Raw genomic sequence first — 25023 nt, forward strand, 5'->3', positions numbered from 1 at the left:
ACCTTCGGAAAAAAGGGAGATTTCCATGGTTACCACGGTAGGAACCGGCAAGGACGTTCAGACGGTCGTCACCAACCTGATCCAGCTCGAGCGCGACGCAATCGCGGCCTACGAGTCCACGATCGAGAAGCTCTCGAACAGCGCGGCCTCGGCCAAGATCGAGGAGTTCAGGCAGGACCACCTGCGCCACCTGCGGGAACTGGAGGACGCGGCGCGCGAGTGCGGCGCGGAGATCCCCGCCGATACCGACGCCAAGGCGATGCTGACGCAGGGGAAGGTGGCGATCGCCGCGCTGGGCAGCGACGACACCATCCTGAGCGCGATGTCGACCAACGAGAACGACACCATCGCCGCCTACAGGAACAGCTGCGAGAATTCGGTCATGCCGGCGTCGATGCGCCCGATGCTGGAGCGCGCGCTGAAGGACGAGGAGCGGCACAAGGCCTGGATGGACAGCGCCGCGGCGTGATGACCCGCACGGGCTGCGGGGCGGGCCGATGATCCGCCCCGAGGCCGCCGCCCTGATCGCGCGTTGGCGCGAGGCCGCCATCGGCGGCACGGCGGCGGCGCTGGGCCTGTGGCTGCTGGCCACGACCGGCGGGCTGCCCTTCCTGTTCGGGATCGCGCTGACCGGGCTCGGCACAGTTCTGGCCTTCTCGGGCCTGCGCCATGCCCGCTTCCGCACCGGCGACGACGAGGCGCCCGGCCTCGTCGAGGTGGACGAGGCGCGGATCACCTATCTGGGTCCGGTCATGGGCGGCTCGGTCGCGCTGGACGACCTGACCGAAGTCACCTTCCGGCGCACCGCCACCGGAGAGGCGTTCTGGCGTCTCGTGGCGCCCGAGGGCACGGTCTACATCCCCGAAGGCGCGCGCGGCGCCGAGCAATTGCTGGATGCGCTGGCCCCCCTGCCGGGCTTCGACGGGGGCGCCATGGTGCGGGCCGTGCAATCGCGCACAGCGACCACCGTGAAAGTGTGGAGCCGGCCGGGCCACGCGGCGCTCAGTCGAGGTTGACACGACCGGGCGGGGCGCCAAGACGTGGCGCGCGCACTTGCAGGAGGCCGCCCATGTCCATCCCCCAATCCGGCGGCGGCCCCATCACGGACCCCGCACAGCTGCACGAATACATGGCCTCGGGCTGCAAGCCGAAGGAGGCCTGGCGCATCGGCACCGAGCACGAGAAGTTCGGCTATTGCGAGGACTCGCTGCGGCCCCTGCCCTACGAAGGGGAGCGGTCGATCCATGCCGTGCTGTCGGCGCTGCGCGACACCTACCAGTGGTCCCCGGTCGAGGAGGACGGCAAGCTCATCGGGCTCGAGAAGGACGGCGCCAATGTCTCGCTGGAGCCCGGCGGCGCGCTGGAGCTGTCGGGCGCGGCGGTCGAGACCATCCACCAGACCTGCGACGAGGTGAACGAGCATCTGCGGCAAGTGAAGTCCGTCGCCGACCATGTCGGCGTGCGCTTCATCGGCCTCGGCGCCGCGCCGATCTGGCGGCACGAGGACATGCCGCTGATGCCCAAGGGCCGCTACAAGCTGATGGATGCCTACATGGACAAGGTAGGCACCATGGGAAAGGTGATGATGCGCCGGACCTGCACGGTGCAGGTCAATCTCGACTTCTCGTCCGAGGCGGACATGGTGCAGAAGCTGCGCGTTGCGCTGGCCCTGCAGCCCGTCGCCACCGCGCTCTTCGCCAACTCGCCCTTTTTCGAGGGCAAGCCCAACGGCCACAAGTCCTGGCGCGCGCGGGTCTGGCGCGATCTGGACTCCGCCCGCACCGGCATCCCCGCCTTCGTCTTCGAGGATGGGATGGGGTTCGAGCGCTGGGCGGACTACGCGCTCGACGTGCCGATGTACTTCGTCTACCGCGACGGCCGCTATATCGACGCGCTGGGCATGTCGTTCCGCGACTTCATGCGGGGCGAGCTGCCCGCGCTTCCGGGCGAGGTGCCGACCCTGTCGGACTGGGCGGACCATCTGACGACGCTGTTTCCCGAAGCGCGGATCAAGAAGTACATGGAGATGCGCGGTGCCGACGGTGGGCCGTGGCGCCGTCTCTGCGCGTTGCCCGCCTTCTGGGTCGGGTTGCTCTATGACCAGGGCGCGCTCGATGCGGCCTGGGACCTCTGCAAGGACTGGGACCAGGAGACGCGGGAAGCGCTGAGGGTGGCGGCCTCGGTCCACGGGCTTCAGGCGGAGACGCATGGGGTGAACATGCGCGACCTCGCCCGGGCCTGCGTCGACATCGCCGAGGCCGGGCTTAAGGCGCGGGGCCGGCAGGGCGCGGGCGGGCTGGTCCCGGACGAGACGCATTTCCTCAACGCGCTCCGCGAAAGCGTCGAGTCCGGCATGACCGCCGCCGACGAACTGCTGGCCAAGTACGAGGGCGAGTGGGGCGGCGACCTGACCCGCATCTACGGCGAATACAGCTACTGATCGGGGGCCGGGTCGGCCCCCGCGACCTCCAGGTCGGCGACGAAGCGCGCGACGGTCTCGGCGGGCATCTCGCAGGGCTTGAGCCGCGCGCCCGCCGCCAGCCGGTAGAGGTTGAGGCTGACATAGCCGGTACCGTCGAGGCCCCGCGCCACCAGCTTCTCGGACGCGCCGCCCGCGAAGACCGAGCGCACGACCAGCCAGTCGCGCCCAAGGCTGCGGCCCCGGAAGGCGCCCAGCGGCAGGCGCGCCAGCACCTCGGCCACGGCCTCGGCGCGCGGGTCGATCACAGCGCGTGGGGCGGCGGCTTCTTGCCGATCCGCGGCTCCTGCCCGGCGATCATGCGGCGGATGTTCGGGTTGTGCCAGGCGACCACCAGCAGCCCGATCCCGGCGGCGAAGACCCAGGCGTCGGGCTTGAGCCAGATCGCCCAGAAGGGCGCCGCCGCCGCCGCGACGATGGCCGCCAGCGACGAGATCCGGAAGACCAGCGCGGTAGCGAGCCAGGTCAGGCAGACCGCCGCGCCGAGCAGGGGCGACAGGGCGATCAGCGTGCCGAGGAAGGTCGCGACGCCCTTGCCGCCCCTGAACATCAGGTAGACCGGGAAGCCGTGGCCGAGGAAGGCGGCGAGCCCCGCCACCTGCGCCGCGTCCTCGCCCAGAAGCGCGCGCGCGGTCAGCACCGCGAAGCCGCCCTTCCCCGCATCGCCGATCAGCGTCAGGAAGGCCGCGAGCTTGTTGCCGGTGCGCAGCACGTTGGTCGCGCCGATATTGCCCGAGCCGATCTTGCGCAGGTCGCCCAGCCGGAAGAGCCGCGCCATGACGATCCCGAAGGGCACCGCACCCAGCAGGTAGGCCAGCACCGCGACGAGCGCGAGCGCGAGGGGTCCGGTGGTGATCTCGGGCATGGGCGCTCCGCTCGGCTGACGGCTCAGGGCTAGGCAGGGGGCGGCGGGCGGTCAAGCGGTCGCGCCCGCCCCTGCGTCTTCCCTCCCGAAATATCCCCGGAGGCGCAGGCCGAAGCCGGGCGATCCCGCCGGGCAGGCGGCGCGGCTACGCCCCCGCCCGCGTCGCATCGCGGTCGAAGACGCGGGTGCCGCCGACCCAGGTGCCGATCACCCGGCCCTGCATCCGCGCGCCGTCGAAGGGGGTGTTCTTCGACTTCGATTCGAGCGTCCAGCGATCCAGCACGAAGGGCGCGTCGGGATCGAAGAGCACGAGGTCGGCAGGCGCACCGGCCGCGAGCGTCCCGCCCTCCAGCCCGAGCCGCCGGGCCGGGTTGAGGCTGAGCGCGCGCCAGAGCGTCGGCAGGTCGAGATGGCCCGCATGGACGAGCCGCATCGCCGCCGGCAGCAGGGTCTGGAGCCCGACCGCCCCGGGGGCCGCCACCTCGAAGGGAAGGCGCTTCGATTCCTCGTCCTGCGGCGTGTGGAACGATCCGATCACGTCGATCTCGCCCGCCGCCAGCGCCTCGACGGTCGCGAGCCGGTCGTCCTCGGTCCGCAGGGGCGGCGTCAGCTTGAAGAAGGTCCGGTAGTCGGCGACGTCGAGCACGTTCAGCGTCAGGTGATGGATCGAGGTCCCCGCCGTCACGTCGAGCCCCGCCGCCCGCGCCCGCGCCAGCGCAGGCAGCGCGGCGGCGGTGGTGATCTGGTCGGCATGCCAGCGCGCGCCGGTCGCCTCGACCAGGGCCAGGTCACGCTCCAGCCCCATGCGCTCGGCCAGGGGGGAGACGCCGGGCAGGCCGCGGAGCGAGGCGAACTTGCCGGAGGTGATGCAGGTCCCCGCCGAGAGGCCCGGGTCCTGCGGATGGCCGACGACCAGCGCACCGAGCGAGCGGGCATAGGTCAGACAGCGCGACAGGACCCGGGTGTCGCGGGTGACGCGGGTGCCGTCGGTAAAGGCCACGGCGCCCGCGTCGCGCAGGAAGCCGATCTCGGCCATCTCGCTGCCCGCCCTTTCGCGGGTCAGCGCGGCCATGTGGCGGACGCGCACGAGGCTTTCGGCCGCGTGGGAGCGGGCCTGTTCCAGCCGTTCGGGGCTGTCGATCGGGGGCAGCGTATCGGGGCGGCAGACCATGGTGGTGACGCCCCCCGCCGCGGCGGCGCGGCCGGCAGTCCGGAAGCTCTCCTTGTGGCGCTCGCCTGGCTCGCCGACCTTGACCCCCCAGTCGACGATGCCGGGGGCGAGGCAGCGGCCTGCGCAGTCGATCACCCGCTCGGCGGGCCCCGGTGGCGCGATGCGCCCGTCCACGACGCGCAACTCGCCGCGCGTCTCGGTGCCGGAGACGGGGTCGATCAGGCGGGCATCGGTGAAGAGAAGGCTCATGCGGTGGGGTTAGCGCTCCGGCCGGGCCGGGGCAACGGGGGGCGCAGACGCAGGCCCGGCGTGGCGCCCGAAGGGGCAGGTTTGTCCGGAAGGCGGGATCGCCCGGCCGGGCCGTGCGCCTCCGGCGGGCATATTTGGGGAGCATCGAAACCGGGTCCGGGGGCGCCTCGACTGAGGAGTTCCTGACCCGCGGGGCGGGCGGGGACGTGGTATGGGACGGGCACCGGCCCTCCGTATTTTCCGGGCCGTGGTTTCGAATTTCCCCCTTCCATTCCTTTCAGGAGAGACGACATGTCCGCACCGCATCATGGCCTCACCCGTTTCGACCAGTTGATGAAAGCCTGCCTCAAGGGCGAGGGCCCCGCCCGGCCGCCGCTGGCGCAGACCCTCGGGCGGCTCTTGCCCGCCAACCCCGTGCAGCAGCAGAACATCGGCCATCAGGGCGTCGTCGACGCGCTGCATGCGCTGGCGGAGACGATGCGCGCGACCGAGAACCTCGACGGCACCGCCGATGCGGGGATGACCTTCTTCGGGCAGTTCGTGGACCACGACGTCACGCTCGACGCGACCTCGGCGCTGGGCACGCGGATCGACCCCGCCACGATCCTCAACATCCGCACGCCGGGGCTGGACCTCGATTGCGTCTATGGCTCCGGGCCCGAGGCGAGCCCGCATCTCTACGGCGGAGGCGCGCAGCATCACATGCTGGTCTTCGGTCGCCAGGAGAACCCGCTGGACCTGGCGCGGACCTGCGCCGGCACTGCGCTGATCGGCGATCCGAGGAACGACGAGAACATCCTCATCGCGCAGGTCCAGGGCCTGTTCATCGAGCTGCACAACATCCTGATGACGAAGGCCATGGAGGGCGGCGTCGAGGCGGGCGACATCCGCGCCTGCGCCCATGACGGGCTGCCCGACAAGGTCTGGCGCGACCACGTGCCGCCCCGGCTCACCACCTTCGAGGAGGTCCGGCGCTTCATCCGGCTGCACTACCAGTGGATCGTCTGGAACGAGCTGCTGCCCGCCTTCGTCGACCGGGCCTGCCTCGATGACGCGATGCAGCGCGACATCTTCGGCGCCGACGCCGCCGTCATGCCGGTCGAGTTCACCGGCGCCTGCTATCGCTTCGGCCACGCGACGACGCAGTTCGAGTACGCGCTGACCGAAGGCGCGCAGCCGAAGGGCCTGTTCGAGATCACGGGCTTCTCGAAGCGCGCGCAGGCGGGCAACATCGACTACGGGATGTTCTTCCAGCTGGCGGGCGGGCCTGCAGCGCAGAAGGCGCGGCCGGTGGCGCCGAAGCTGGGCGAGCCGCTCTTCGCGCTGCCCTTCGTGACCGGGGAGACGCGGTTCGAGGACCCCGACGGCCAGGAGATCACGCTGAGCGAGGCGCAGTCGCGCATCCTTGCGCTGCGAAACATGGTCCGCGACCGCTATACCTATCAGCTCGCCTCGGGCCAGCAGGTCGCGGCGAAGGTCGGCGCGGACGAGGTGGAGGTGCCCGACGCGCTGAAGGCCGTGGGCATCACCAAGACGCCGCTGTGGTTCTACGCGCTGCAGGAGGCGGAGCCGAGCGGCAGGCTGACGGGCGCGGGCGGGGCCGTCGTCGCCTCGGTCTTCGCGAACCTCCTGAAGCGCGACAGGTCGACGGTGCACCACCTGCCCCACTTCCAGCCCTGGGGGCAGTTCGGCGGCCAGCCCAGCTGCCTTGCCGGGATCATAGCCTATGCCGCGGCGCATCGGGGCCAGATCGCCGACCCGCAGGGACTGATGTGCGGCTGATCCCCACCCGCTCTGCCCCCGGCTTGGGGCGGAGCGTCGCACCCGGCCGGGTGACACGGTCCCGTTACAAATACGTCATCTCTTCTTGATGCGGCGATCCCAGAGGACGCGGCGTGGCGAGGGGATGGCGCGGGGGCGCTCTCTTCTCGCGCAGACCGGATTCACAGCTGCTGCAGGGAGCAAGCCAGATGAAAGACCTTCACCACCTCTCCGCCGACGAATGGGACGAGCTTCACGATCCGCGCCCCGAGATCACCGAGTTCGACCGGGTCGTCGCTTCGGCGATCTCGCGCCGCGGGTTCCTGTCGGGCGTGCTGGCCATCGGGTCGGGCGCCGCGGCGCTGGGCACCGGGCTGCTGAGCTCGACCTCCGCCCGTGCGCAGGAAGCCGCCGCCGGCGTCTTCGACTTCAAGGCCATCCCGGCCTTCACCGACGGCACCGTCCACGTGCCCGAAGGCTATGAGTGGAAGGTCCTGGCGCGCTGGGGCGACCCGCTCTTCTCGGATGCGGAGCCGTTCGACCCCGCGACCGGCATCACGCTGGCTTCGTCCGACAAGGTCTTCGGCGAGAATACCGACGGGATGGAAGCCTTCGTCGTCGACGGCCGCCAGCTCATCGCGATCAACCACGAATACGTCAATGTCGACGAGAACCTGCCGCAGAAGGGCGACGCGCCGTTCTCGGCCGAGGACGTGACGATCCTGCAGAACCTTCAGGGCGTCACCGTCATGGAGATCGCCGAAGGCGCCGAGGGCTGGCAGATCGTCGTCGACAGCCCCTACAACCGCCGCATCCATCACAACACGCCGATGCGGATCGCCGGTCCCGCCGCCGGGCATGACATGCTGAAGACGACGGACGATCCCGAAGGCACGACCGTGCTGGGCACGCTGAACAACTGCGGATCGGGCAAGACGCCCTGGGGCACGTATCTGACCTGCGAAGAGAACTTCAACGGCTACTTCGGCGTCGCCAATCCCGAGATCGAGTGGTCCTCGTCCGAGGGCTTCGCCCGCTACGGCATCGGGCGCGAAGGCCGCTACGGCTACGAGCTGCACCAGGCGCGCTTCGACGTCTCGAAGGAGCCGAACGAGCCGCACCGCTTCGGCTACGTCGTCGAGATCGACCCGGCGAACGCGGATGCGATGCCCGTCAAGCGCACTGCGCTCGGCCGCATCAAGCACGAGAACGCCGCCGCGACCGTGGCCCCGGACGGACGCGTCGTGGTCTACATGGGCGACGACGAGCGGGGCGAGTATCTCTATCGCTACGTCTCGAACGGCACCTACACGGAAGGCGGCCGGACCGAGGGTCTGCTGGACGACGGCCAGCTCTACGTCGCGAAGTTCAACGACGACATGACCGGCGAATGGGTCGCGCTGACCCCCGAGGCGACCGGAATGGATGCGGTCGAGATCCTGGTCCACACCCGCATGGCGGCCTCGGCCGTGGGCGCGACGACGATGGACCGTCCGGAATGGGTCGCGGTGTCCGACGCGGCGCCGATGGCCTGCTGCGCGCTCACCAACAACAGCAACCGGGCCGTCAAGGCCAATGCGGGCGGCGACCCGATGCCGGTCAACGGCCCGAACCCCCGGCCCGAGAACAACTACGGCCAGGTCGTCCGCTGGATGCCGGAGAACGGCGATCACGCGGCGGATCGGTTCGGCTGGGATCTCTATGTCATGGCGGGCAACCCGATCGTCGGCCAGGGCGACTACAAGGGCTCGGACAACATCAACGAGGGCAACCTGTTCAACTCGCCCGACGGGATGATGTTCGACAGCCGCGGTCTGCTGTGGATCCAGACGGACGGCGAGGACAGCAACGAGGGCCCGTATCTCGGAATGGGCAACAACCAGATGCTGGCCGGCGACCCCGAGAGCGGCGAGATCCGGCGCTTCCTGACCGGGCCGAAGGGCAGCGAGGTGACGGGCCTGACCTGGTCGGCCGACCGGAGCACGATGTTCGTCGGCATCCAGCACCCGGGCGCGCCTTTCCCGGACGGCCCGGACTCGCTGCCCCGCTCATCGGTCGTCGCGGTCAAGCGGTTGGACGGCGGCGCCGTGGGCTGAGCGCCCTGCCCCGGAAGCAAGGAGGCGCGCCCCCCACTGGGGCGCGCTTTTTGTCGGAGCCGTCGGAGAGCAGTCCGCCCGCCCCCCTGCGCGCCGTCCTTGCCGGTCTCAACCCCGGCCGAGCGGCGGATAGGCGTGGAATCCGTCGAAATCGGCCTTGCCGAGCTCCATCCCGCCATGGCGCAGGCCGGCATAGGCCATCGACAGGTGGAACAGCATGTTGGGCAGCGCGAAGCAGGTGACGTAGCCCGCCACGCCCTGCTCCAGATCGGCCTCGCCCGCGCGGTGGGTGACCCTGGTCCCCATGTCGGCGACGCGGATCGGATCGATGGCCTCCTCGATCTCCTCGAGGAAGGCCATCAGATCGTCGGCTCCCCGGGCCTCCGGCAGGTCCGGCACCGCGCGCCCCGCCGGCGGCAGCAGCGCCCGGCCGGCGAAACGGATGGTCAGGGCGAACTGGTGGGCGGTGTCGAACATGTCCGGCGCGAGACGCAGCGCCAGCAGGCGGTCACGGTCGGGCGTGCCGGCAACCTTCTCCAGCAGGCGGCCGGTGCGACCGAGATAGTATTTCACCGTGTCGGGGATCGCGGCCGCGAAGGCCTCCGGGGCGGGGGCGTCCATCGGGTCTCCGGTCAGGTCTGCGCGGCGAGCTGCGCGTGGCGGGGGCAGGTCACGACGTGGTCGTTCACGAGCCCCGTCGCCTGCATCCAGGCATAGACCGTCGTCGGGCCGCAGAAGCGGAAGCCCCGGGCCTTCAGCTCCTTCGAGATCTGGCGTGACAGGTCGGTCTGGCCCGGCAGCTCGGACAGGTCGGCGCGGGCGGGCTGCAGGGGCATGCCGTCGACGAAATCCCAGGCCCAGGCGGCGAAATCCTCCATGGCGAGGAAGGCGCGGGCGTTGCCGATCACCGCCTCGATCTTGCCGCGGTGGCGGACGATGCCCGGATCGGCCAGCAGCCGCGCCACCTCGGCCTCGCCCCAGCCCGCGACAGTCTCGGGCGCGAAGCCCGCGAACCCCGCGCGGAAGCCCTCGCGCTTGCGCAGGATCGTGATCCAGGAGAGCCCGGCCTGAAAGCCCTCGAGTTGCAACGCCTCCCACATCGCCCTTCTGTCGCGCTGGGGCACCCCCCATTCCGCGTCGTGGTAATCGGCATAGAGCGGGTCCTGACCGACCCAGCCGCATCTCTCCATCCTGCGCCCTTCCAAGGAACTGCGGAGCCATCCTGCCCGTTGGGCGGGATCAAGGCAAACCTGCAAGACCGGAGCGTCCCATGCCCGCCATCACAAGATCGAAGATCCTGATCCTCGCCACCGACGGGTTCGAGCAGTCCGAGCTCGAAGTTCCCCGCGACCAGCTGCGCGACCAGGGCGCCACGGTCCATGTCGCCACCCCGGACGGCGAGGCCATCATGGGCTGGGACACGAAGGACTGGGGACGCGAGGCGAAGGCCGATCTGGCGCTCGCCGATGTCGATGTCGACGCCTACGACGCGCTGGTCCTGCCCGGCGGCCAGATCAACCCCGACATCCTGCGCGTGAACGAGGACGCGATCGCGCTGATCAGGACCTTCGCCGAGCGGGGCAAGCCGATCGCCGCGATCTGCCACGCCCCTTGGCTGCTGATCGAGGCGGGGCTGGTCGAGGGCAAGGAAGTGACGTCCTACCATTCGATCCGGACCGATCTGCGCAATGCCGGCGCGACGGTCGTCGATCGCTCCGCCGTGACCTCGGGCGGGCTGATCACCAGCCGCAACCCCGACGACCTGGACGACTTCGTCGCCGCGATTCAGGCCGAGGTCGAGAGCGGCGCCTCGCGCCACGCCGCTTGACCCGGCGGTAACATCCGGCATGCCATGAGGGGCAGCGGACATGGATCTTTCGGCCTCCATGGCACGCGACGGATATGAGGACGGGGCCGGTGACCCGCTCGCCCATGCGGTGGCGGAGTGGGACCGGAGGATGCTGGACGCCTTGGTCCGCGCGCTGAAGGACGACATCCTTTGGGCCTTCCAGCAGGTCGTCGGAGTCTCGGACGGGCGCCCGGGTTTCCACGAAGGGCTGATCCGCGTGCTCGACGACCGGGGCCGCATCGCCCCGGCGGGGCGGCTCCCCTCCGGCGGGCCCGCAAGCCCGGCCGCAGGTCCGGATCGTCCGGGCCCCGCATTTGACGCAGATCATTTGCGCCGCGCGCCCGCAACGGGTAGGGACCGCGCCATATGGCGCGCGGAGACGCAGTCGAGGCAGGGCCGCCGCCCTGCCCTCCGGGGCGCCGCGAAAGGATGCATTCTATGACCAACGTCGTGATCGCCTCTGCCGCCCGCACCCCGGTCGGTTCCTTCCTCGGCTCCTTCGCGGGCACGCCTGCGCATGAGCTCGGGCGCGCCGTGATCGAAGAGGTCGTCGCCCGTGCCGGTGTCGACAAGTCCGAGGTCTCCGAGACGATCCTCGGCCAGGTCCTGACCGCCGCGCAGGGGCAGAACCCCGCCCGCCAGGCGCATATCAACGCGGGCCTTCCGCAGGAAAGCGCCGCCTGGGGCATCAACCAGGTCTGCGGCTCGGGCCTGCGGGCGGTCGCGCTGGGCGCGCAGCACATCATCCTGGGCGACGCACAGATCGTCGTCGCCGGCGGGCAGGAAAGCATGTCCATGTCCCCCCACGCCCAGTCGATCCGCCAGGGCCAGAAGATGGGCGACATGAAGCTGGTCGACACGATGATCGTCGACGGCCTCTGGGACGCGTTCAACAACTACCACATGGGCCAGACCGCCGAGAACGTCGCCGAGAAGTGGCAGATCAGCCGCGACCAGCAGGACGAGTTCGCCGTGGCCAGCCAGAACAAGGCCGAGGCCGCGCAGAAGGCCGGCAAGTTCGACGACGAGATCGTCGCCTACACGGTCAAGACCCGCAAGGGCGACACGGTCGTCGACAAGGACGAGTACATCCGCCACGGCGCCACCATCGAGGCCATGCAGAAGCTGCGCCCGGCCTTCACGAAGGACGGCTCGGTCACGGCGGCGAACGCCTCCGGCCTCAACGACGGCGCCGCCGCGACGCTGCTGATGTCCGCCGACGAGGCCGAGAAGCGCGGGATCGAGCCGCTCGCCCGCATTGCGTCCTACGCGACCGCCGGACTCGACCCGACGATCATGGGCGTCGGGCCGATCTACGCCTCGCGCAAGGCGCTGGAGAAGGCGGGCTGGAAGGTCGGCGATCTCGACCTCGTCGAGGCCAACGAGGCCTTCGCCGCGCAGGCCTGCGCCGTCAACAAGGACATGGGCTGGGACCCGTCGATCGTGAACGTGAACGGCGGCGCCATCGCCATCGGCCACCCGATCGGCGCCTCGGGCGCCCGTGTCCTCAACACGCTGCTCTTCGAGATGAAGCGGCGCGGTGCCAAGAAGGGCCTCGCCACGCTCTGCATCGGCGGCGGCATGGGCGTCGCGCTCTGCGTCGAGCGTCCCTGAGCCCCAGGCCGGGGCGGCCCGCGCCGCCCCGGGCATCCTTCGATGACCGCCCCAGCCCCTGACGAAGCTTCGCCGAGCAGCAAGGCGCCCTACGCCCAGATCGTCTTCTCGGGCGGGGGCCTGCGCTGCTTCTGGCATGGCGGCTGGATGGAGACGGCCGGGGCGCGGATGCGTTTCGACCCCGAGCGCGTCACCGGGTCGTCCGGCGGCGCGCTTTCGGCCGCCGCCTGGCTCACGGATCGCGAGGAGTTCCTGTTCGAGCGCTTCAGCCGCGCCCTGCGCCGCACCGACTCGAATTTCAGCCTGGAGGAGCTGGAGGACGGGGAAGGGCGCTCGGTGCATCAGCGGGTCTACGAGGCCATCGTCGAGGACGTGATCGATGCGAGGGCGCAGGCCCGGATTGCCGAAGGGCCGGCGTTCCAGATCAACATCTCGACCACGGGCGGCGGCGGCGCGCGGCTGTTGCACGCCCTCGCCGCCGGGACGATCTACCAGGTCGAGCAGATCGTCGCCCCCACGCCGCGCCCGCGCCTGTCCAGCCTTGCCGGGGTCGAGCAGCGCCTGATCGACGCGCGGCGGGCCGCCCGCGACGGGGTCCTGGCCGATCTGATCCGCATGGCCGCGACCGTTCCGCCCGCCTTTCGCCCCGACGAATGGGAGGGCCCCGAGACCGATGGGCCAGAGCCCGTCTTCGACGGGGGCATGGTCGACAAGGCCCCCCTGCCCGACCCGGACGAGGGACAAACGCTCGTCCTGCTGACCAAGCGGTTCCGGACCTTTCCCGACGACGGCGCCCGCGTCGAATTCGTCTGCCCGAGCGAGGAGGTCCTCGAGGGCTCCAAGCTCGACTTCACCGATCCCGACCTGCTGCGGCAGGCCTGGGACCAGGGCGTCCGCGACGGGCGCGCCTGGGCCGACACCAGATCCCAAGGAGGAGATTGAACCATGTCCCGTATCGCACTCGTCACCGGAGGCAGCCGCGGCATCGGCGCCGCCATTTCCAAGGCGCTCCAGGAACAGGGCTGCAAGGTCGCCGCGACCTATGCCGGCAACGACGACCGTGCCCGGCAGTTCACCGACGAGACCGGCATCAAGACCTACAAGTGGGACGTGGCCGACTACGAGGCCTGCAAGGCCGGGGTCGCCCAGATCGAGTCCGATCTCGGCCCCGTCGACATCCTCGTCAACAACGCGGGCATCACCCGCGACGCGCCCTTCCACAAGATGACGCCCGAGCAGTGGCACCAGGTCATCGACACCAACCTGACCGGCGTCTTCAACATGACGCACAACGTCTGGGGCGGCATGCGGGAGCGCAAGTTCGGGCGGATCGTCACGATCAGCTCGATCAACGGCCAGAAGGGGCAGTTCGCCCAGGCCAACTATGCCGCGACCAAGGCGGGCGATATCGGCTTCACCAAGGCGCTGGCGCAGGAGGGCGCGCGCGCCAACATCACCGTCAATGTCGTCGCACCCGGCTACATCAACACCGACATGATGAGCACGATCCCCGAGAAGATCATGGACCAGATCGTCGGCGGCATCCCGGTCGGCCGCCTGGGCGAGGCCGATGAGATCGCGCGCTGCGTGGCCTTCCTGACCTCTGACGACGCGGGCTTCATCACCGGCTCGACCATCTCGGCCAATGGCGGCCAGTATATGAGCTGACCTTCGCGCCCCATGCGAAGCAAGAAGGCCCGGCCCCGCGAGGGGACCGGGCCTTTTCGGTGGGGCCGGAGCGCCTTGCGTTCGGTCCCACCGGATCAGGCAGTGCGGGCCCCGGCCAGCAGCCGCCAGCCGGGCCGGCGGAAGCCGAACAGGCGGTGGAAAGCCGCCGAACGCTCGGCGCGGGCGCGGGCGAAGGCCCCGTCATAGGTGGGGGTGGTATGCGTCTCGAACATGGCGGGTATTCCTTCGGATCAGGATTTCCTTGTCTGACCCCAATATGGCCGCCGCGTCCGTCCCTCACAAACGAGACTTTCCACGCCTTCGCGCAAGATATACTTAAGCGGCATGAGCGACCGCCTCCCGCCCCTCACCGCGCTCCGCGCCTTCGAGGCCGCCGCCCGGCATCTGTCCTTTCAGGAGGCGGCGAACGAGCTTGCCGTCACCCCCGCCGCGCTGTCCTTCCAGATCAAGTCCCTGGAGGCCCATCTCGGCGCGCCGCTCTTCCGCCGCCTCAACCGCCGGGTGGAGCTGACCGAGGCCGGGCAGGCGCTGGCCGGGCCAGCCTCCGAAGGGTTCCAGACGCTGGCCACGGGCTGGCGCGCGGCGCGGCGGGTGCTCGACAGCGGCTTGCTGACGATCACGGCGGGGCCGGCCTTCACCGCCAAATGGCTCGCTCCGCGCCTCTTCGATTTCGCCCAGCGCCATCCCGAGATCGAGCTGCGCTTCGCCGCCACGCTGAAGATCCTCGACTTCGCCACCGACGACATCGACATCGCGATCCGCTTCGGCCCCGATGAAGGCCGCCGCGACGCGGGGCTGCATCAGGCGCTCACGATCCGGGAATGGGTCACGCCGATGATGCATCCCGACCTTGCCGCGCGCTATCCGACCCCGGCCTCGCTGATCGAGGCCCCGATCATCTTCGACGATTCGATCTCCTTCCTGCGCGACTCCGTCGGCTGGGGTCCGTGGTTTCGCGCCAACGGGGTCGCCCCGGCCGACCTGCATGGCCCCCATTTCAGCCAGGCCGACCACGCCATCGACGCGGCGCAGGCCGGGGCGGGCGTGGTGCTGGGCCGGGTCTCGCTGGCCGAGGCTGCGCTGCGCCATGGGCAGCTGGTCGCGCCCTTCGAGATCGCGCTGGTCCCGCAGGCGGAGTTCCGCGTGCTCTGCCCCAAGGGCGCCGAGACGCGTCCCAATACGCGCGCCTTTCTCGACTGGCTTGCCGTGGAGGTGCGGCGGATGGACGACCACCGCACCGGGCGCCGGATGCTGGACGCGACCGACCTTCCGTCATGAAGAAGGCCCGGAAGTCCGGGCCTTGAACGGTCCCGGCCTATGTGCCGGGCAGACGTGATGCAGGGGCCCGGACGGGACCCCTGCGGGCCGACCCCTTCAGCCGGCACTCTGGGGTGGAGGCCGCGTCAGTGCGTCCTCGACGAGCTCAGCCGCTCGATCTCCTGCTTGATGACGAGCTTGCGCTTCTTCATCTCGGTCAGCGCCACCGAGTCGACGGCCGGGCTTCGCTGTTGCTCCTCCACCTGTCGGGAGAGGCTCTCGTGCTTCTTTCGCAGTTCGGTCAGATGCGAGGCGAGCGACATGGCAGTCTCCTTGTTGTTGAAGGTAGCCCGATCACAACACGTCGCCCGCCCCTCTGTCACGTCTTTTCGGGACCGGCGGCCCGGACGGTCTGTCTCGCATCCGAAGCGCCGCCATATCGCGCAGGATCGCCTCGGCTTCGCCGGTATAGGCGCCATCTTCCGGCCGCGAATGCAGCACAAGCGGCGCCAGCAGAACGAGCGGCGTGCGCGCCCCCAGCACGCCCTGCACGATCACCCGCCCCGCCGGCGCCTCGGGGAAGGGCGCGACCGGCCGGATCGACAGCCCGCCCAGCGCGCCCTGCATGACCGGCAGGATCTCGCCCAGACGGTCGGCCCGGGCGATCACGGTGACCGTACCTTTCGGCGCCACCCGGCGGCAGGCGACGGCGACCCAGCGTGCCAAGTCGCCCGCGCGCGCCTCGCGCAGGGCCGCCTCGCGCGGGGCATCGGTCGCGGGCGATCCGGCGCCGGCCGGGAAGTAGGGCGGATTGGCGATCACGTGGGACCATTGGCGGCGCAGGTCCGGGGGCAGGTCGTGGATGTCGGCCTCCACCACCTCCGCCGCGCCATTCCGGCGGGCCAGGGCCGCGGCCTCCGCGTCGCGCTCCACCCCCGTCAGGCGAAGGCCGGGCACGCGCGTGGCGAGGCAATACATCGCCGCCCCCGTCCCGCAGCCGAGGTCCAGCACGCTGTCCCCCGCCCGCGCGGGCACCGCGGCGGCAAGCAGAACCGCATCCGAGCCGGAGCGGAAGCCTCCTCGATCGGGCTGATGCAGGTGAAGCCGCCCCCCGAGGAAGGCGTCGAGGCTCATTCCGAGACGGCGAGGCCGTTGTCGGTCATCGTCGCGCGGGCCATGAACAGGTCCCGGTCCGCTACCATCAGCCGCCGCGGCAGAATGCCTATGGAGCCTTCGAGGATGGACGTGTTGGCGTCCAGAACGAAGCAGTCTATACCCTCTCCGTCCAGCAGGGCGGAGGCGAAGGCGATCACGGTGGGATCGTTGGTGCGCAGAAGCTCTCGCATGGGACGAACTGCTATGGGGCCGCGAAGCCCTTGTCGAGACGGGGACATCATGGACGTCGCAGAAATGAGGAAGCCGCACGAGCGGCTGGCGGAGGCCTGCGCCGAGGAGATGGCCGCCGTGAACGCGCTGATCCGCGCCCGCATGGCCAGCGAACATGCGCCCCGCATCCCCGAGGTGACGGCTCACCTCGTCGAGGCGGGCGGCAAGCGGGTGCGCCCGCTGCTGACGGTCGCCTGCGCGAAGCTCTTCGGCTACGACGGGCAGGACCACGTCAAGCTGGCCGCCACCGTGGAGTTCATCCACACCGCCACCCTGCTGCATGACGACGTCGTCGACGAGAGCAGGCAGCGCCGCGGGCGGCCCACCGCAAACCTGCTCTGGGACAACCAGTCGAGCGTGCTGGTCGGCGACTATCTCTTCGCGCGCTCGTTCCAGCTGATGGTCGAGACCGGGTCGCTGCGGGTGCTCGACATCCTGTCTGGCGCGGCGGCGACCATCGCCGAGGGCGAGGTGCTGCAGCTGACGGCGGCGCGCAACCTCTCGACCACCGAAGCGACCTGGCTGCAGATCGTGCGCGGCAAGACCGCCGCGCTGTTCGAGGCCGCGGCGGAGGTGGGCGGCGTCGTCGCAGGCGCCTCCGAGGACCAGGTGCGCGCCCTGGCGGAGTTCGGCGACGCGCTGGGCGTCTCGTTCCAGATCGTCGACGACTGGCTCGACTATGGCGGCGCGGGCGACGGGATCGGCAAGAACCTCGGCGACGACTTCCGGGAGGGCAAGCTGACCCTGCCCGTCATCCGCGCGCTGGCACGGGGCGACGACGCGGAGCGGGCCTTCTGGCGCGAGGCGCTGGAGAAGGGCCGCGCCGACGATTTCGCCCGCGCCCGGGAAATCGTGACGCGCCACGGCACGCTGGAGGAGACCCGCGCCGAGGCGCTGGCCTGGCGGAACCGGGCGGTCTCCGCATTGGGTCGCCTGCCCGACGGCCCGCTGCGGGGCATGCTGGCGGATCTGGCCGACTACGTGGTGGCGCGGCCGGCCTGACCGGAGGCGCCTCGAGGACCGGTCGGAGGGGGCTCTGCCCCCGCGCGCTTCGCGCGCCCCCCGGCATATTTGAGGAGCATCGAAAAGGGGGAGCGGCGTGCCAGCCTTGGCGGGCCGGGAACGTGGTCAGGCCAAGGTGGTTGCAGCCGCCCACCAGCCGGGGCGCGCGAGACGGGCGGCGGCGCGGTCCGCATCCGCGCGCGACGGGTAGAGGCCGAAGCAGGTCGCGCCGGAGCCGGACATGCGGGCGAGCTCGGCGCCGGTGGCGCGCAATGCGTCGAGGGCCTCGGCGATGGCGGGGGCGATGACGCGGGCCGGGGGCTCCAGGTCGTTGCGCTGGGCGGCTAGCCAGGCGACGAGCGCGGCGCGGTCGGCATCCTGTGGGACCCCGTCGTGGCCGGGATTGTCCGCGCTCCCCAGCGCGGCGAAGACGCGGCCCGTGGGCACGGCGACGCCCGGATGCAGCAGGACGGCCGGCAGGGGCGGCAGGGAGAGCGGGTCGACCCGGTCCCCGATGCCCCGCATCCGGGCGGCGCGAGGCGTCATGCAGACCGGCAGGTCGGCGCCCAAGGCCAGCAGCGCCTCGACCGGGGGCCGGGCGCCGACGAGGCGCAGCGCCGCAGCCGCGTCGGAGGAGCCGCCGCCGATGCCGCCGGGATGCGGCAGGTTCTTCTCCAGCGCGATCGCGCGCGGCGCGTCCGCAAGCGCCAGGGCGCGGCGGATCAGGTTGGTGTCGTCCGTCGGGACGCCTTCGGCGAAGGGGCCGGTCACGGTCAGCCCGTCGCCCGGCGCCGCCGTCAGCCGGTCGCCCAGATCGGCGAAGGCCACCACGCTGTCGAGCAGATGATAGCCGTCGGCCCGGCGGCCAGTGACGTGCAGCGTCAGGTTGACCTTCGCGGGCGCGAAGCCGGCGGTCACTCTCCGGCGGCCTCCAGGGCGCCGACGCCGCCCTCTTCCTCCAGCACGACGTCCAGCCCGACCTCCAGCTTGCGGCGGATGCGCGTGGCGTCCTCCTCCTCGGGGTCGAGCGACAGCGCCCGCTGCCACTGGAACTCCGCCTCGCGCTTGCGGCCGACCATCCAGAGCACGTCGCCCAGGTGGTCGTTCACGATCGGGTCCAGCGGCTCCAGGTCGGCGGCGCGCTCCATCGGCTCGACGGCCTCCTCGAAGCGGCCGAGGCGGTAATAGACCCAGGCCAGCGAGTCGGTGATGTAGCCGTCGTCGGGCCGCGCCGCGACCGCGCGCTCGATCATGTCGAGCGCCTCGTCCAGCTTCTCGCGCCGCTCGACCAGCCCGTAGCCGAGATAGTTCAGCACCTGCGGCTGGTCCGCGTTCAGCTCCAGCGCGGCGCGGAAATCGGCTTCGGCCTTCTCCCACTGGTCGACCCGCTCGTAGGCGATGCCGCGGACGTAATGCAGATACCAGTTGCGCGGCTGCCCTTCGGGCGACAGTTCCAGCGCCCGGTCATAGGCCGCGGCGCTTTCGGCGAACCGCTCCAGCCGGCGGAGCGTGTCGCCATAGGCGGCCCAGACGGTCTGGCGGTCGGGATCGGACTTGGTCAGCGCCGACAGCACCTCGAGCGCGGCCTCTTCCCTGCCCGCAGCCAGCAGCGCCTCGGCGCGGGTGATCTCGGCGCCGAAATAGGCCGGATCGTCGCGCGGCACCTGGTTCAGGACCTCGACGGCCAGATCGTACTGCTCCTGCTCGTCGAGCAGTTCGGCGGTCAGCACCAGCGCGTCGACATGATCGGCGCGCAGCGCCGTGGCGGCGCGGGCCGAGAGCAGGGTGAAGGTCGAGGTGGTCTCGCCCGCGAAGATCGCGGCGAGGGTGAAATAGGCCTCGGCCATACCGTCGGTCGGTTCGGTGACGAAGGTCCAGGGGATGTCCTCGCCGGCCTCGATCCGCTCGGCCAGGTCCTGCAGGGCGGGGCGGTTGGTCTGTTCGTTGGCCTGGGTCAGAAGCTCCAGCGCGTCCTCGGGGCGGTCGAGCTGGAGCAGGATCTGGGCATGCGCCTCGATCCCGCGGGCCGAGACGCCGATGGGCCCGTGCGCGCGGCCCGACAGGATCTCATCCGCGCCCTCGAAGTCGCCGGTCATGGCCAGGGCGAAGGCGCGGTGCAGATGGGCGATGGGGGCAAAGCCCTCGGTCTCGGCCAGCGTCTCGAAGGCCGCCACGGCCTCGTCCATGCGCCCCTCGGCCACGGCGATCCAGCCCAAAAGCAGCCCGTCGAGCAGCGCGCCCGCGACCCCGCGATTGCCGATCATTGCGGCGGCGGTGTCGTAGTCGCCCTCGACCAGCGCTTCCAGCAGCAGGGCGCCGTCGGCGAACTGGCTCTGCTCGCCGTCCTCTTCCAGCATGCGGGCGGCGTCGGCGGCGCGTCCGGTCTCGCCCAGGGCGGCGAAGATGACGACCGCGTTCTCGAGGATGCGCGGCTCGCGCGCGCCGCGGGACAGCAGCTTGGTGTAATACTCCCCCGCGGCGTCGTAATCGTTGCCGTAGCCCGCGATCCGGGCCGCGAGATAGGGGCCGGAGAGCCCCTGCGCCTGGACCTGCCCGGCGAAGGGCGCGGTCAGGGGCGCGGCGGCCAGAAGGGCTGCGAGCAGGAGCGGGCGGAGGGTCATTGACGGTCCTCGTCGGATGGCGGTCGCGCCACGCTACGGGGCGTGGCGCGACGGTTCAAGCGGAGCGGACCGGAGCCGGATCACGAACGCGACAGTGCGCTCACATGTTCGGGTAGTTCGGCCCGTCGCCCCCCTGCGGCGGCGTCCAGACGATGTTCTGGGCCGGGTCCTTGATGTCGCAGGTCTTGCAGTGGACGCAGTTCTGGAAGTTGATCTGGAACCTGGCCGACGGCCCCTCGCCGATGAACTCGTAGACCCCTGCCGGGCAGTAGCGCTGCGAAGGCCCGCCGTATTTCAGCAGGTCCACGTCGACGGGCACCTGCTTGTCCTTGAGCTTCAGGTGGGAGGGCTGGCTCTCCTCGTGATTGGTGAAGCTGTAGGCGACGTTGGTCAGACGGTCGAAGGACAGCACCCCGTCGGGCTTGGGATAGTCGATGGGCTGGTGGTGATAGCGGGTCTCGGTCGACTCGGCGTCGGACTTGCCGTGCCGGTTGGTGAAGAGGGAGCGGCCGAGCAGGTGGTTGGTCCACATCGACGCGCCGCCCACGACCATCGAGGCGGTCAGGCCGTAGTTCGACCAGAGCGGCTTGACGTTGCGGACCTTCTTCAGGTCCTTGCCGATCGGACCGGAGCGGACCTCGTCATTGTACTCGTCGAGCGTGTCCTGCGCGCGGCCGGCGTCGATGGCGGCATGGGCGGCCTCGGCCGCGGCCTTGCCCGAAAGCATCGCGTTGTGGATGCCCTTGATGCGGGGCACGTTGACCATGCCCGCCGCGCAACCCAGCAGCGCGCCGCCCGGAAAGGCGGTGCGCGGCAGCGATTGCCAGCCGCCCTCGGTAATGGCGCGGGCGCCGTAGGCGACGCGCTTGCCGCCCTTCAGAAGCTCGGCCACCATCGGGTGATGCTTGAAGCGCTGGAACTCCATGTAGGGGTAAACATAAGGGTTCTTGTAGTTCAGGTGGACGACGAAGCCGACATAGACCTGATTGTTGTCGAGGTGATAGATGAAGGACCCGCCGCCTGCGTTCTTGCCCAGCGGCCAGCCCATCGTATGCACGACCTTGCCCGGCTGGTGCTTGGCCGGGTCGATCTCCCAGATTTCCTTCATGCCGAGGCCGAACTTCTGCGGCTCGCTGTCCGCGTCCAGCCCGTAGCGGTGGATCACCTGCTTCGACAGCGATCCGCGCACGCCCTCGCCGAGGAAGACATACTTGCCGTGCAGCTCCATCCCCGGCTCGTAGCCGTCGCCTTTGGTTCCATCCGGGTTGATCCCGAACTCGCCCGCGACGACGCCCTTCACGTTGCCCTGCCTGTCATAGACCAGCTCGGAGCAGGACATGCCGGGGAAGATCTCGACGCCCAGCGCCTCGGCCTGCTCGGCCATCCAGCGGCAGACATTGCCGAGCGAGACGATGTAGTTGCCGTGATTGCTCATCAGCGGGGGCATGGCGCGGTTCGGGACGCGGACGCGGCCCTCCTCGCCCAGGACGTAGAAGCTGTCGGAGGTGACGGGGACGTTCAGCGGCGCGCCCTTCTCCTTCCAGTCGGGGATCAGCGCGTTCAGGCCGACCGGGTCCATCACGGCGCCCGACAGGATATGGGCGCCGACCTCGGACCCCTTCTCGATCACGACCACGGAGCGCTCGGGGTCGAGCTGCTTGAGCCGGATCGCCGCCGCAAGGCCCGAGGGCCCGGCGCCGACGATGACGACGTCATATTCCATGCTTTCGCGTTCGATGGTCTCGGCCATGGCTGCACCCCTCACTGTTCGCTTTGCAGGGGTATGGGGAGCCGGGGACGGAGGGTCAATCGTGACGCAACGCTTTGTCGCGGCCCGCTCAGGTGTCGGACGGACGAGGATACTCGGCGTCGTGGGCATGGGCGAGGTGCTGCAGCAGGTCCTCGGGCAGCGCCTCGAGCCGCAGGACGACCTTGCGGTCATGCGCCGCCCGGATGTGCTCGGGCCGCAGCGTGACCTCGCCATAGCCCTCGACATGGGCGAGCAGCCGGTCGGGATGCACCTCGCGGATGGCGCCGATGCCGACCTGGCCCTCGGCGGCGAAGACCTCGTCCTCGGCGCGGATCGTGGAAAGGGGCATCTGGCGGCCCTCCTCGTCGTTTGCAGTCGGGGCAGCTTCGCACGTTTCGGCGACCGTTGCAGCCCCCAAGGCCCGCGCCCTATCCCGCCAGCGCGGCGACCCGCGCGGCGAAATCCTCGCCGCGCCGCTCGAAGCTGTCGTACTGGTCGAAGCTGGCCGCCGCAGGGGCCAGCAGCACCGTCTCACCAGGCTGGGCGTCCCGCGCGGCGGCAGCGACGGCGGTGGCCATGTCGCCGCAGATCTCGACCTCGACACCGGGGCCGAGGCCCAGCGCGAAACTCGGCGCCTCGCGGCCGATGACATAGGCCTTCACCACACGGTGCAGATGCCGATGCAGCGCGTCGAGCCCGCCTTCCTTCTGAAGGCCGCCGCAGATCCAGCGGATCCGCTCGAAGGCCTGGAGCGCCTGCACGGCGGCGTCCACGTTCGTCGCCTTGCTGTCGTTGACGAAGGCCACTCCGCCGCGCTCCGCGATCCGCTGGGACCGGTGCGGCAGGCCGGGATAACTGCGCAAGCCCGCCTCGATCTCGCGCGGGCCGAGGCCCAGCGCCCGCGCCGCGCCCCAGGCGCAGCAGGCGTTCTGGTGGTTATGCCTGCCCGGCAAGCCCGCGATGCCGCGCAGGTCGACGGAGGCAAGCTGCCGCCCCTTGCGCGTCTCGGCGAGCCAGCCCTTGCGCGCCGTGACCGACCAGCCAGGCCCCTCCGGCTTCGAGGACGACACGCGGATCACCCGATCGTCGACCGTCGCCTCCTGCAGCTGGTTGGCGAGGAACAGCCCCTCGTTCTCCTCGACGCCGATCACCGCGCGGTCCGGCCCGCCCTCGGCGAAGAGCCGCCGCTTGGCCGCGAAATAGCCGCCGAAGCCCGCATGCCGGTCGAGATGGTCGGGCGAGAGGTTCGTGAACACCGCGACGTCCGGAGTGAGCGACCGGGCGAGCTCGGTCTGGTAGCTCGACAACTCCAGCACGATGATCTCGTCCTCCTCGGGCGGATCGAGATCGAGCACGCCGCGGCCGATATTGCCCGCGAGATGGGCGCGCTTGCCCGCCTGGACCAGGATGTGGTGCAGCAGCGCCGAGGTGGTGGACTTGCCGTTGGACCCGGTGATGGCCACGACGCGCGGCGCCGTGTCGCCCCAGCCGAGCGAGCGGAAGAACAGGCCGATATCGTTGTCGACCGCGACGCCCGCGCGCCAGGCGGCGGCGATGGCGGGATGCGGCGCGGGATAGAGATGCGGGATGCCCGGGCTCGTCACCAGCGTCGCGACGCCGTCGAGCGCACCGGGGGCGGTCGGGTCGCGCAGTTCGAACCCCTCGGCCTCGGCGGCCTCTCGCCCCTTCGCGCCGTCGTCCCAGGCGAGGACATGCGCCCCGCCCGCCCGCAGGGCGCGGGCGGCCGTCAGGCCCGATCGGCCGAGCCCCAGCACGGCGACGGTCGCACCGTCATAGCCCTGGACGGGGATCATGGCCGCACCTCGCATGTCTCGACGAACCAGATGGCCGAGGCGCGCCGCAGCTCCGACGCGCCCTCGGGGCCGACCGCCTCGACCCGCGTGCCGCAGGCCCCGGGCGTCGCGGCCAGATAGGTCTGCGCGTCCCCATGGCCGCGCAGGATCGGTCCCGCCATCACCCCGGCGGCGGCGAGGCAGGCCAGCGCCCCCCAGCGCGCCGCCCGGACGTTGAGCGCGACCGGCGGGCCGTCGCGCGCGATCAGCGGATTGCGCAGCCTCATGACATGCGCTCCCCCCGGCGCAGCTGGCCTCCGGTCGACCGGAGGCCCGTCCCGGGCCCGCCCGGGACGCTCATCGCACCTTCAGCGTGGCGAGGCCGATCAGCGCCAGGATCAGCGCGATGATCCAGAAGCGGATCACGACCTGCGGCTCGGCCCAGCCCTTCTTCTCGAAATGGTGGTGGATCGGCGCCATCAGGAAGACGCGCTTTCCGGTCGCCTTGAAATAGGTGACCTGGACGATGACCGACACGGCCTCCAGCACGAAGACGCCGCCGATGATGGCCCAGACCAGCTCGTGCTTGGTGACGACCGCCGCCGTGCCCAGCGCGCCGCCCAGCGCGAGCGAGCCGGTGTCGCCCATGAAGACCGCCGCGGGCGGGGCGTTGTACCACAGGAAGCCCAAGCCCCCGCCGATCAGCCCGGCCGCGAAAATCAGAAGCTCGCCGGTGCCGGGGACGTAATGCACCTCGAGATAGGTGGTGAAGTCGATCCGCCCCACCGCGTAGGAGATCACGCCCAGCGTCCCCGCCGCGATCATCACGGGCATGATCGCCAGCCCGTCCAACCCGTCGGTCAGATTCACCGCGTTGGCCGAGCCCACGATCACCAGCATCACGAAGGGCAGGTAGAGAACCCCCATGTTCCACAGCGCGTTCTTGAAGAACGGGAAGGCCATGGCCTGCTGCAGCTCCGGCGGGTGGGTCCAGATGGCGACCAGCCCCGCGACGGCGGCGATCAGGAAGCCAAGCGCCAGGCGCACCTTCGCCGGCACGCCCTTGGTGTTGCCCGCCGAGACCTTGGCATAGTCGTCGACGAAGCCGATCGCGCCGAAGCTGATGGTGACGCCCAGGATCAACCAGACATAGGGGTTGTCGAGCCGCGCGAAGAGCAGCGTCGAGACCGTCACCGCCCCGAGGATCAGCACGCCCCCCATTGTCGGCGTTCCGGCCTTGGCGAAATGCGTCGCGGGCCCGTCCGTCCGGATCGGCTGGCCCTTGCCCTGGCGCCTGCGCAGAAGGTCGATCAACGGCTGCCCGAAGAGGAAGCCGAACAGCAGCGCGAAGATGAACGCGCCCCCTGCCCGGACGGTAATGTATCGGAAAAGATTGAAGAAGTCTCCGCCGTCGGAAAACGACGTAAGCCAGTAGAGCATG

At 70.5% G+C, this 25023-nt stretch carries 27 protein-coding genes; 11 read left to right on the forward strand and 16 right to left on the reverse strand.

Translation table 11 applies throughout. The features are described from left to right. The first annotated feature begins 25 nt into the window (after positions 1–25). The 3 genes from DR046_RS00550 to DR046_RS00560 are packed head-to-tail and all read left to right on the forward strand — an operon-like array spanning position 26 to position 2440. The gene (locus DR046_RS00550) at positions 26–469 is read left to right on the forward strand and encodes a ferritin-like domain-containing protein (RefSeq protein ID WP_115378882.1); all 444 of its coding nucleotides are present in this window, start codon (positions 26–28) and stop codon (positions 467–469) included. 28 nt (positions 470–497) lie between these two features. After that, positions 498–1016, forward strand: a complete 519-nt coding sequence (locus DR046_RS00555) for a hypothetical protein (RefSeq protein ID WP_115378884.1) — start codon at positions 498–500, stop codon at positions 1014–1016. Positions 1017–1069: 53 nt separating this feature from the next. Then, positions 1070–2440 (forward strand): glutamate--cysteine ligase, encoded by a 1371-nt coding sequence (locus DR046_RS00560; protein WP_115378886.1) that lies wholly within the window; start codon positions 1070–1072, stop codon positions 2438–2440. On the opposite strand, the gene DR046_RS00565 is transcribed toward DR046_RS00560, so the two are convergent. From DR046_RS00565 to pyrC, 3 genes are all read right to left on the reverse strand, one after another. Further along, complete coding sequence (locus DR046_RS00565) at positions 2434–2727, reverse strand: hypothetical protein (protein WP_245190741.1); 294 nt, start codon at positions 2725–2727, stop codon at positions 2434–2436. The genes DR046_RS00560 and DR046_RS00565 overlap by 7 nt on opposite strands. Beyond that, positions 2724–3344, reverse strand: coding sequence for a glycerol-3-phosphate 1-O-acyltransferase PlsY (gene plsY, locus DR046_RS00570; RefSeq protein WP_115378888.1), 621 nt, complete (start codon positions 3342–3344; stop codon positions 2724–2726). Before plsY ends, DR046_RS00565 begins: the two co-directional genes overlap by 4 nt. Positions 3345–3489: 145 nt before the next feature. Beyond that, on the reverse strand, positions 3490–4764 hold the full coding sequence (gene pyrC, locus DR046_RS00575) for a dihydroorotase (protein ID WP_115378890.1): 1275 nt from the start codon (positions 4762–4764) through the stop codon (positions 3490–3492). Between the two features lie 291 nt (positions 4765–5055). Here pyrC and DR046_RS00580 point away from each other — a divergent pair, with 291 nt between their 5' ends. Both DR046_RS00580 and DR046_RS00585 read left to right on the forward strand, forming a co-directional pair. Next, the gene (locus DR046_RS00580) at positions 5056–6546 is read left to right on the forward strand and encodes a peroxidase family protein (RefSeq protein WP_115378892.1); all 1491 of its coding nucleotides are present in this window, start codon (positions 5056–5058) and stop codon (positions 6544–6546) included. Positions 6547–6734: 188 nt separating this feature from the next. Beyond that, positions 6735–8621: a PhoX family protein gene (locus DR046_RS00585; protein ID WP_115378894.1), complete on the forward strand. Its 1887-nt coding sequence runs from the start codon at positions 6735–6737 to the stop codon at positions 8619–8621. 108 nt (positions 8622–8729) lie between these two features. Here the strand turns inward: DR046_RS00585 and DR046_RS00590 are convergent, their stop codons facing one another. After that, on the reverse strand, positions 8730–9242 hold the full coding sequence (locus DR046_RS00590; protein ID WP_115378896.1) for a DUF1993 family protein: 513 nt from the start codon (positions 9240–9242) through the stop codon (positions 8730–8732). 11 nt (positions 9243–9253) lie between these two features. Next, positions 9254–9811, reverse strand: a complete 558-nt coding sequence (locus tag DR046_RS00595; protein WP_115378898.1) for a DNA-3-methyladenine glycosylase I — start codon at positions 9809–9811, stop codon at positions 9254–9256. Positions 9812–9891: 80 nt separating this feature from the next. On the opposite strand from DR046_RS00595, the gene DR046_RS00600 reads away from it, so the two are divergent. The 4 genes from DR046_RS00600 to phbB all read left to right on the forward strand — a co-directional run bounded on the left by DR046_RS00600 (position 9892) and on the right by phbB (position 13752). Beyond that, positions 9892–10449, forward strand: coding sequence for a type 1 glutamine amidotransferase domain-containing protein (locus DR046_RS00600; protein WP_115378900.1), 558 nt, complete (start codon positions 9892–9894; stop codon positions 10447–10449). Between the two features lie 459 nt (positions 10450–10908). Beyond that, the gene (locus tag DR046_RS00610; RefSeq protein WP_115378904.1) at positions 10909–12084 is read left to right on the forward strand and encodes an acetyl-CoA C-acetyltransferase; all 1176 of its coding nucleotides are present in this window, start codon (positions 10909–10911) and stop codon (positions 12082–12084) included. A 42-nt stretch (positions 12085–12126) separates the two neighbouring features. After that, positions 12127–13026: a patatin-like phospholipase family protein gene (locus DR046_RS00615; RefSeq protein WP_115378906.1), complete on the forward strand. Its 900-nt coding sequence runs from the start codon at positions 12127–12129 to the stop codon at positions 13024–13026. A gap of 3 nt (positions 13027–13029) precedes the next feature. Next, complete coding sequence (gene phbB / locus DR046_RS00620; RefSeq protein ID WP_115378907.1) at positions 13030–13752, forward strand: acetoacetyl-CoA reductase; 723 nt, start codon at positions 13030–13032, stop codon at positions 13750–13752. Between the two features lie 95 nt (positions 13753–13847). On the opposite strand, the gene DR046_RS23440 is transcribed toward phbB, so the two are convergent. Next, entirely contained in the window at positions 13848–13985 is a 138-nt protein-coding gene (locus tag DR046_RS23440; protein ID WP_167766816.1) for a hypothetical protein, read from the reverse strand. Positions 13986–14097: 112 nt separating this feature from the next. Here DR046_RS23440 and gcvA point away from each other — a divergent pair, with 112 nt between their 5' ends. Beyond that, complete coding sequence (gene gcvA, locus DR046_RS00625) at positions 14098–15051, forward strand: transcriptional regulator GcvA (RefSeq protein ID WP_115378910.1); 954 nt, start codon at positions 14098–14100, stop codon at positions 15049–15051. Between the two features lie 125 nt (positions 15052–15176). On the opposite strand, the gene DR046_RS00630 is transcribed toward gcvA, so the two are convergent. The 3 genes from DR046_RS00630 to DR046_RS00640 are packed head-to-tail and all read right to left on the reverse strand — an operon-like array spanning position 15177 to position 16376. Then, a complete protein-coding gene (locus tag DR046_RS00630; protein WP_115378912.1) occupies positions 15177–15353 on the reverse strand; it encodes a YdcH family protein in 177 nt (58 codons plus the stop codon). Positions 15354–15384: 31 nt separating this feature from the next. Further along, positions 15385–16164, reverse strand: a complete 780-nt coding sequence (locus DR046_RS00635; RefSeq protein ID WP_115378914.1) for a tRNA1(Val) (adenine(37)-N6)-methyltransferase — start codon at positions 16162–16164, stop codon at positions 15385–15387. Continuing rightward, a complete protein-coding gene (locus tag DR046_RS00640; RefSeq protein WP_115378916.1) occupies positions 16161–16376 on the reverse strand; it encodes a putative signal transducing protein in 216 nt (71 codons plus the stop codon). The genes DR046_RS00635 and DR046_RS00640 overlap by 4 nt, the downstream gene beginning before the upstream one ends. 64 nt (positions 16377–16440) lie before the next feature. Between DR046_RS00640 and DR046_RS00645 the strand changes: the two genes are divergently transcribed. Next, entirely contained in the window at positions 16441–17418 is a 978-nt protein-coding gene (locus DR046_RS00645; RefSeq protein ID WP_370815414.1) for a polyprenyl synthetase family protein, read from the forward strand. A 126-nt stretch (positions 17419–17544) separates the two neighbouring features. On the opposite strand, the gene DR046_RS00650 is transcribed toward DR046_RS00645, so the two are convergent. The 7 genes from DR046_RS00650 to mraY all read right to left on the reverse strand — a co-directional run bounded on the left by DR046_RS00650 (position 17545) and on the right by mraY (position 25022). Then, positions 17545–18336 carry a 4-(cytidine 5'-diphospho)-2-C-methyl-D-erythritol kinase gene (locus DR046_RS00650; protein WP_115378920.1) on the reverse strand — a complete coding sequence of 264 codons (792 nt, stop codon included), beginning with the start codon at positions 18334–18336 and terminating at the stop codon, positions 17545–17547. Next, entirely contained in the window at positions 18333–20039 is a 1707-nt protein-coding gene (locus tag DR046_RS00655; protein ID WP_115378922.1) for a tetratricopeptide repeat protein, read from the reverse strand. Before DR046_RS00655 ends, DR046_RS00650 begins: the two co-directional genes overlap by 4 nt. A gap of 100 nt (positions 20040–20139) precedes the next feature. After that, positions 20140–21789: an electron transfer flavoprotein-ubiquinone oxidoreductase gene (locus tag DR046_RS00660; protein WP_115378924.1), complete on the reverse strand. Its 1650-nt coding sequence runs from the start codon at positions 21787–21789 to the stop codon at positions 20140–20142. 88 nt (positions 21790–21877) lie between these two features. Continuing rightward, on the reverse strand, positions 21878–22138 hold the full coding sequence (locus DR046_RS00665; RefSeq protein ID WP_115378926.1) for a hypothetical protein: 261 nt from the start codon (positions 22136–22138) through the stop codon (positions 21878–21880). A 79-nt stretch (positions 22139–22217) separates the two neighbouring features. Then, positions 22218–23603 (reverse strand): UDP-N-acetylmuramoyl-L-alanine--D-glutamate ligase, encoded by a 1386-nt coding sequence (gene murD / locus DR046_RS00670; RefSeq protein WP_115378928.1) that lies wholly within the window; start codon positions 23601–23603, stop codon positions 22218–22220. Beyond that, positions 23600–23869: a hypothetical protein gene (locus DR046_RS00675; RefSeq protein WP_115378930.1), complete on the reverse strand. Its 270-nt coding sequence runs from the start codon at positions 23867–23869 to the stop codon at positions 23600–23602. The genes murD and DR046_RS00675 overlap by 4 nt, the downstream gene beginning before the upstream one ends. Before the next feature lie 70 nt (positions 23870–23939). Further along, entirely contained in the window at positions 23940–25022 is a 1083-nt protein-coding gene (gene mraY / locus DR046_RS00680; RefSeq protein ID WP_115378932.1) for a phospho-N-acetylmuramoyl-pentapeptide-transferase, read from the reverse strand. Between the last annotated feature and the right edge of the window lies 1 nt (position 25023).

It is taken from the genome of Jannaschia formosa, from assembly GCF_003340555.1.
Lineage (GTDB): Bacteria > Pseudomonadota > Alphaproteobacteria > Rhodobacterales > Rhodobacteraceae > Jannaschia > Jannaschia formosa.

What these genes read in the sequence shown, in the direction of transcription:
- DR046_RS00550 (WP_115378882.1), top strand. Translation starts at nt 26, where the DNA reads ATGGTTACCACGGTAGGAACCGGCAAGGACGTTCAGACGGTCGTCACC.
- DR046_RS00555 (WP_115378884.1), top strand. Translation starts at nt 498, where the DNA reads ATGATCCGCCCCGAGGCCGCCGCCCTGATCGCGCGTTGGCGCGAGGCC.
- DR046_RS00560 (WP_115378886.1), top strand. Translation starts at nt 1,070, where the DNA reads ATGTCCATCCCCCAATCCGGCGGCGGCCCCATCACGGACCCCGCACAG.
- plsY (WP_115378888.1), bottom strand. Translation starts at nt 3,344, where the DNA reads ATGCCCGAGATCACCACCGGACCCCTCGCGCTCGCGCTCGTCGCGGTG.
- pyrC (WP_115378890.1), bottom strand. Translation starts at nt 4,764, where the DNA reads ATGAGCCTTCTCTTCACCGATGCCCGCCTGATCGACCCCGTCTCCGGC.
- DR046_RS00580 (WP_115378892.1), top strand. Translation starts at nt 5,056, where the DNA reads ATGTCCGCACCGCATCATGGCCTCACCCGTTTCGACCAGTTGATGAAA.
- DR046_RS00585 (WP_115378894.1), top strand. Translation starts at nt 6,735, where the DNA reads ATGAAAGACCTTCACCACCTCTCCGCCGACGAATGGGACGAGCTTCAC.
- DR046_RS00590 (WP_115378896.1), bottom strand. Translation starts at nt 9,242, where the DNA reads ATGGACGCCCCCGCCCCGGAGGCCTTCGCGGCCGCGATCCCCGACACG.
- DR046_RS00595 (WP_115378898.1), bottom strand. Translation starts at nt 9,811, where the DNA reads ATGGAGAGATGCGGCTGGGTCGGTCAGGACCCGCTCTATGCCGATTAC.
- DR046_RS00600 (WP_115378900.1), top strand. Translation starts at nt 9,892, where the DNA reads ATGCCCGCCATCACAAGATCGAAGATCCTGATCCTCGCCACCGACGGG.
- DR046_RS00610 (WP_115378904.1), top strand. Translation starts at nt 10,909, where the DNA reads ATGACCAACGTCGTGATCGCCTCTGCCGCCCGCACCCCGGTCGGTTCC.
- DR046_RS00615 (WP_115378906.1), top strand. Translation starts at nt 12,127, where the DNA reads ATGACCGCCCCAGCCCCTGACGAAGCTTCGCCGAGCAGCAAGGCGCCC.
- phbB (WP_115378907.1), top strand. Translation starts at nt 13,030, where the DNA reads ATGTCCCGTATCGCACTCGTCACCGGAGGCAGCCGCGGCATCGGCGCC.
- DR046_RS23440 (WP_167766816.1), bottom strand. Translation starts at nt 13,985, where the DNA reads ATGTTCGAGACGCATACCACCCCCACCTATGACGGGGCCTTCGCCCGC.
- gcvA (WP_115378910.1), top strand. Translation starts at nt 14,098, where the DNA reads ATGAGCGACCGCCTCCCGCCCCTCACCGCGCTCCGCGCCTTCGAGGCC.
- DR046_RS00630 (WP_115378912.1), bottom strand. Translation starts at nt 15,353, where the DNA reads ATGTCGCTCGCCTCGCATCTGACCGAACTGCGAAAGAAGCACGAGAGC.
- DR046_RS00635 (WP_115378914.1), bottom strand. Translation starts at nt 16,164, where the DNA reads ATGAGCCTCGACGCCTTCCTCGGGGGGCGGCTTCACCTGCATCAGCCC.
- DR046_RS00640 (WP_115378916.1), bottom strand. Translation starts at nt 16,376, where the DNA reads ATGCGAGAGCTTCTGCGCACCAACGATCCCACCGTGATCGCCTTCGCC.
- DR046_RS00645 (WP_370815414.1), top strand. Translation starts at nt 16,441, where the DNA reads ATGAGGAAGCCGCACGAGCGGCTGGCGGAGGCCTGCGCCGAGGAGATG.
- DR046_RS00655 (WP_115378922.1), bottom strand. Translation starts at nt 20,039, where the DNA reads ATGACCCTCCGCCCGCTCCTGCTCGCAGCCCTTCTGGCCGCCGCGCCC.
- DR046_RS00660 (WP_115378924.1), bottom strand. Translation starts at nt 21,789, where the DNA reads ATGGCCGAGACCATCGAACGCGAAAGCATGGAATATGACGTCGTCATC.
- DR046_RS00665 (WP_115378926.1), bottom strand. Translation starts at nt 22,138, where the DNA reads ATGCCCCTTTCCACGATCCGCGCCGAGGACGAGGTCTTCGCCGCCGAG.
- murD (WP_115378928.1), bottom strand. Translation starts at nt 23,603, where the DNA reads ATGATCCCCGTCCAGGGCTATGACGGTGCGACCGTCGCCGTGCTGGGG.
- DR046_RS00675 (WP_115378930.1), bottom strand. Translation starts at nt 23,869, where the DNA reads ATGAGGCTGCGCAATCCGCTGATCGCGCGCGACGGCCCGCCGGTCGCG.
- mraY (WP_115378932.1), bottom strand. Translation starts at nt 25,022, where the DNA reads ATGCTCTACTGGCTTACGTCGTTTTCCGACGGCGGAGACTTCTTCAAT.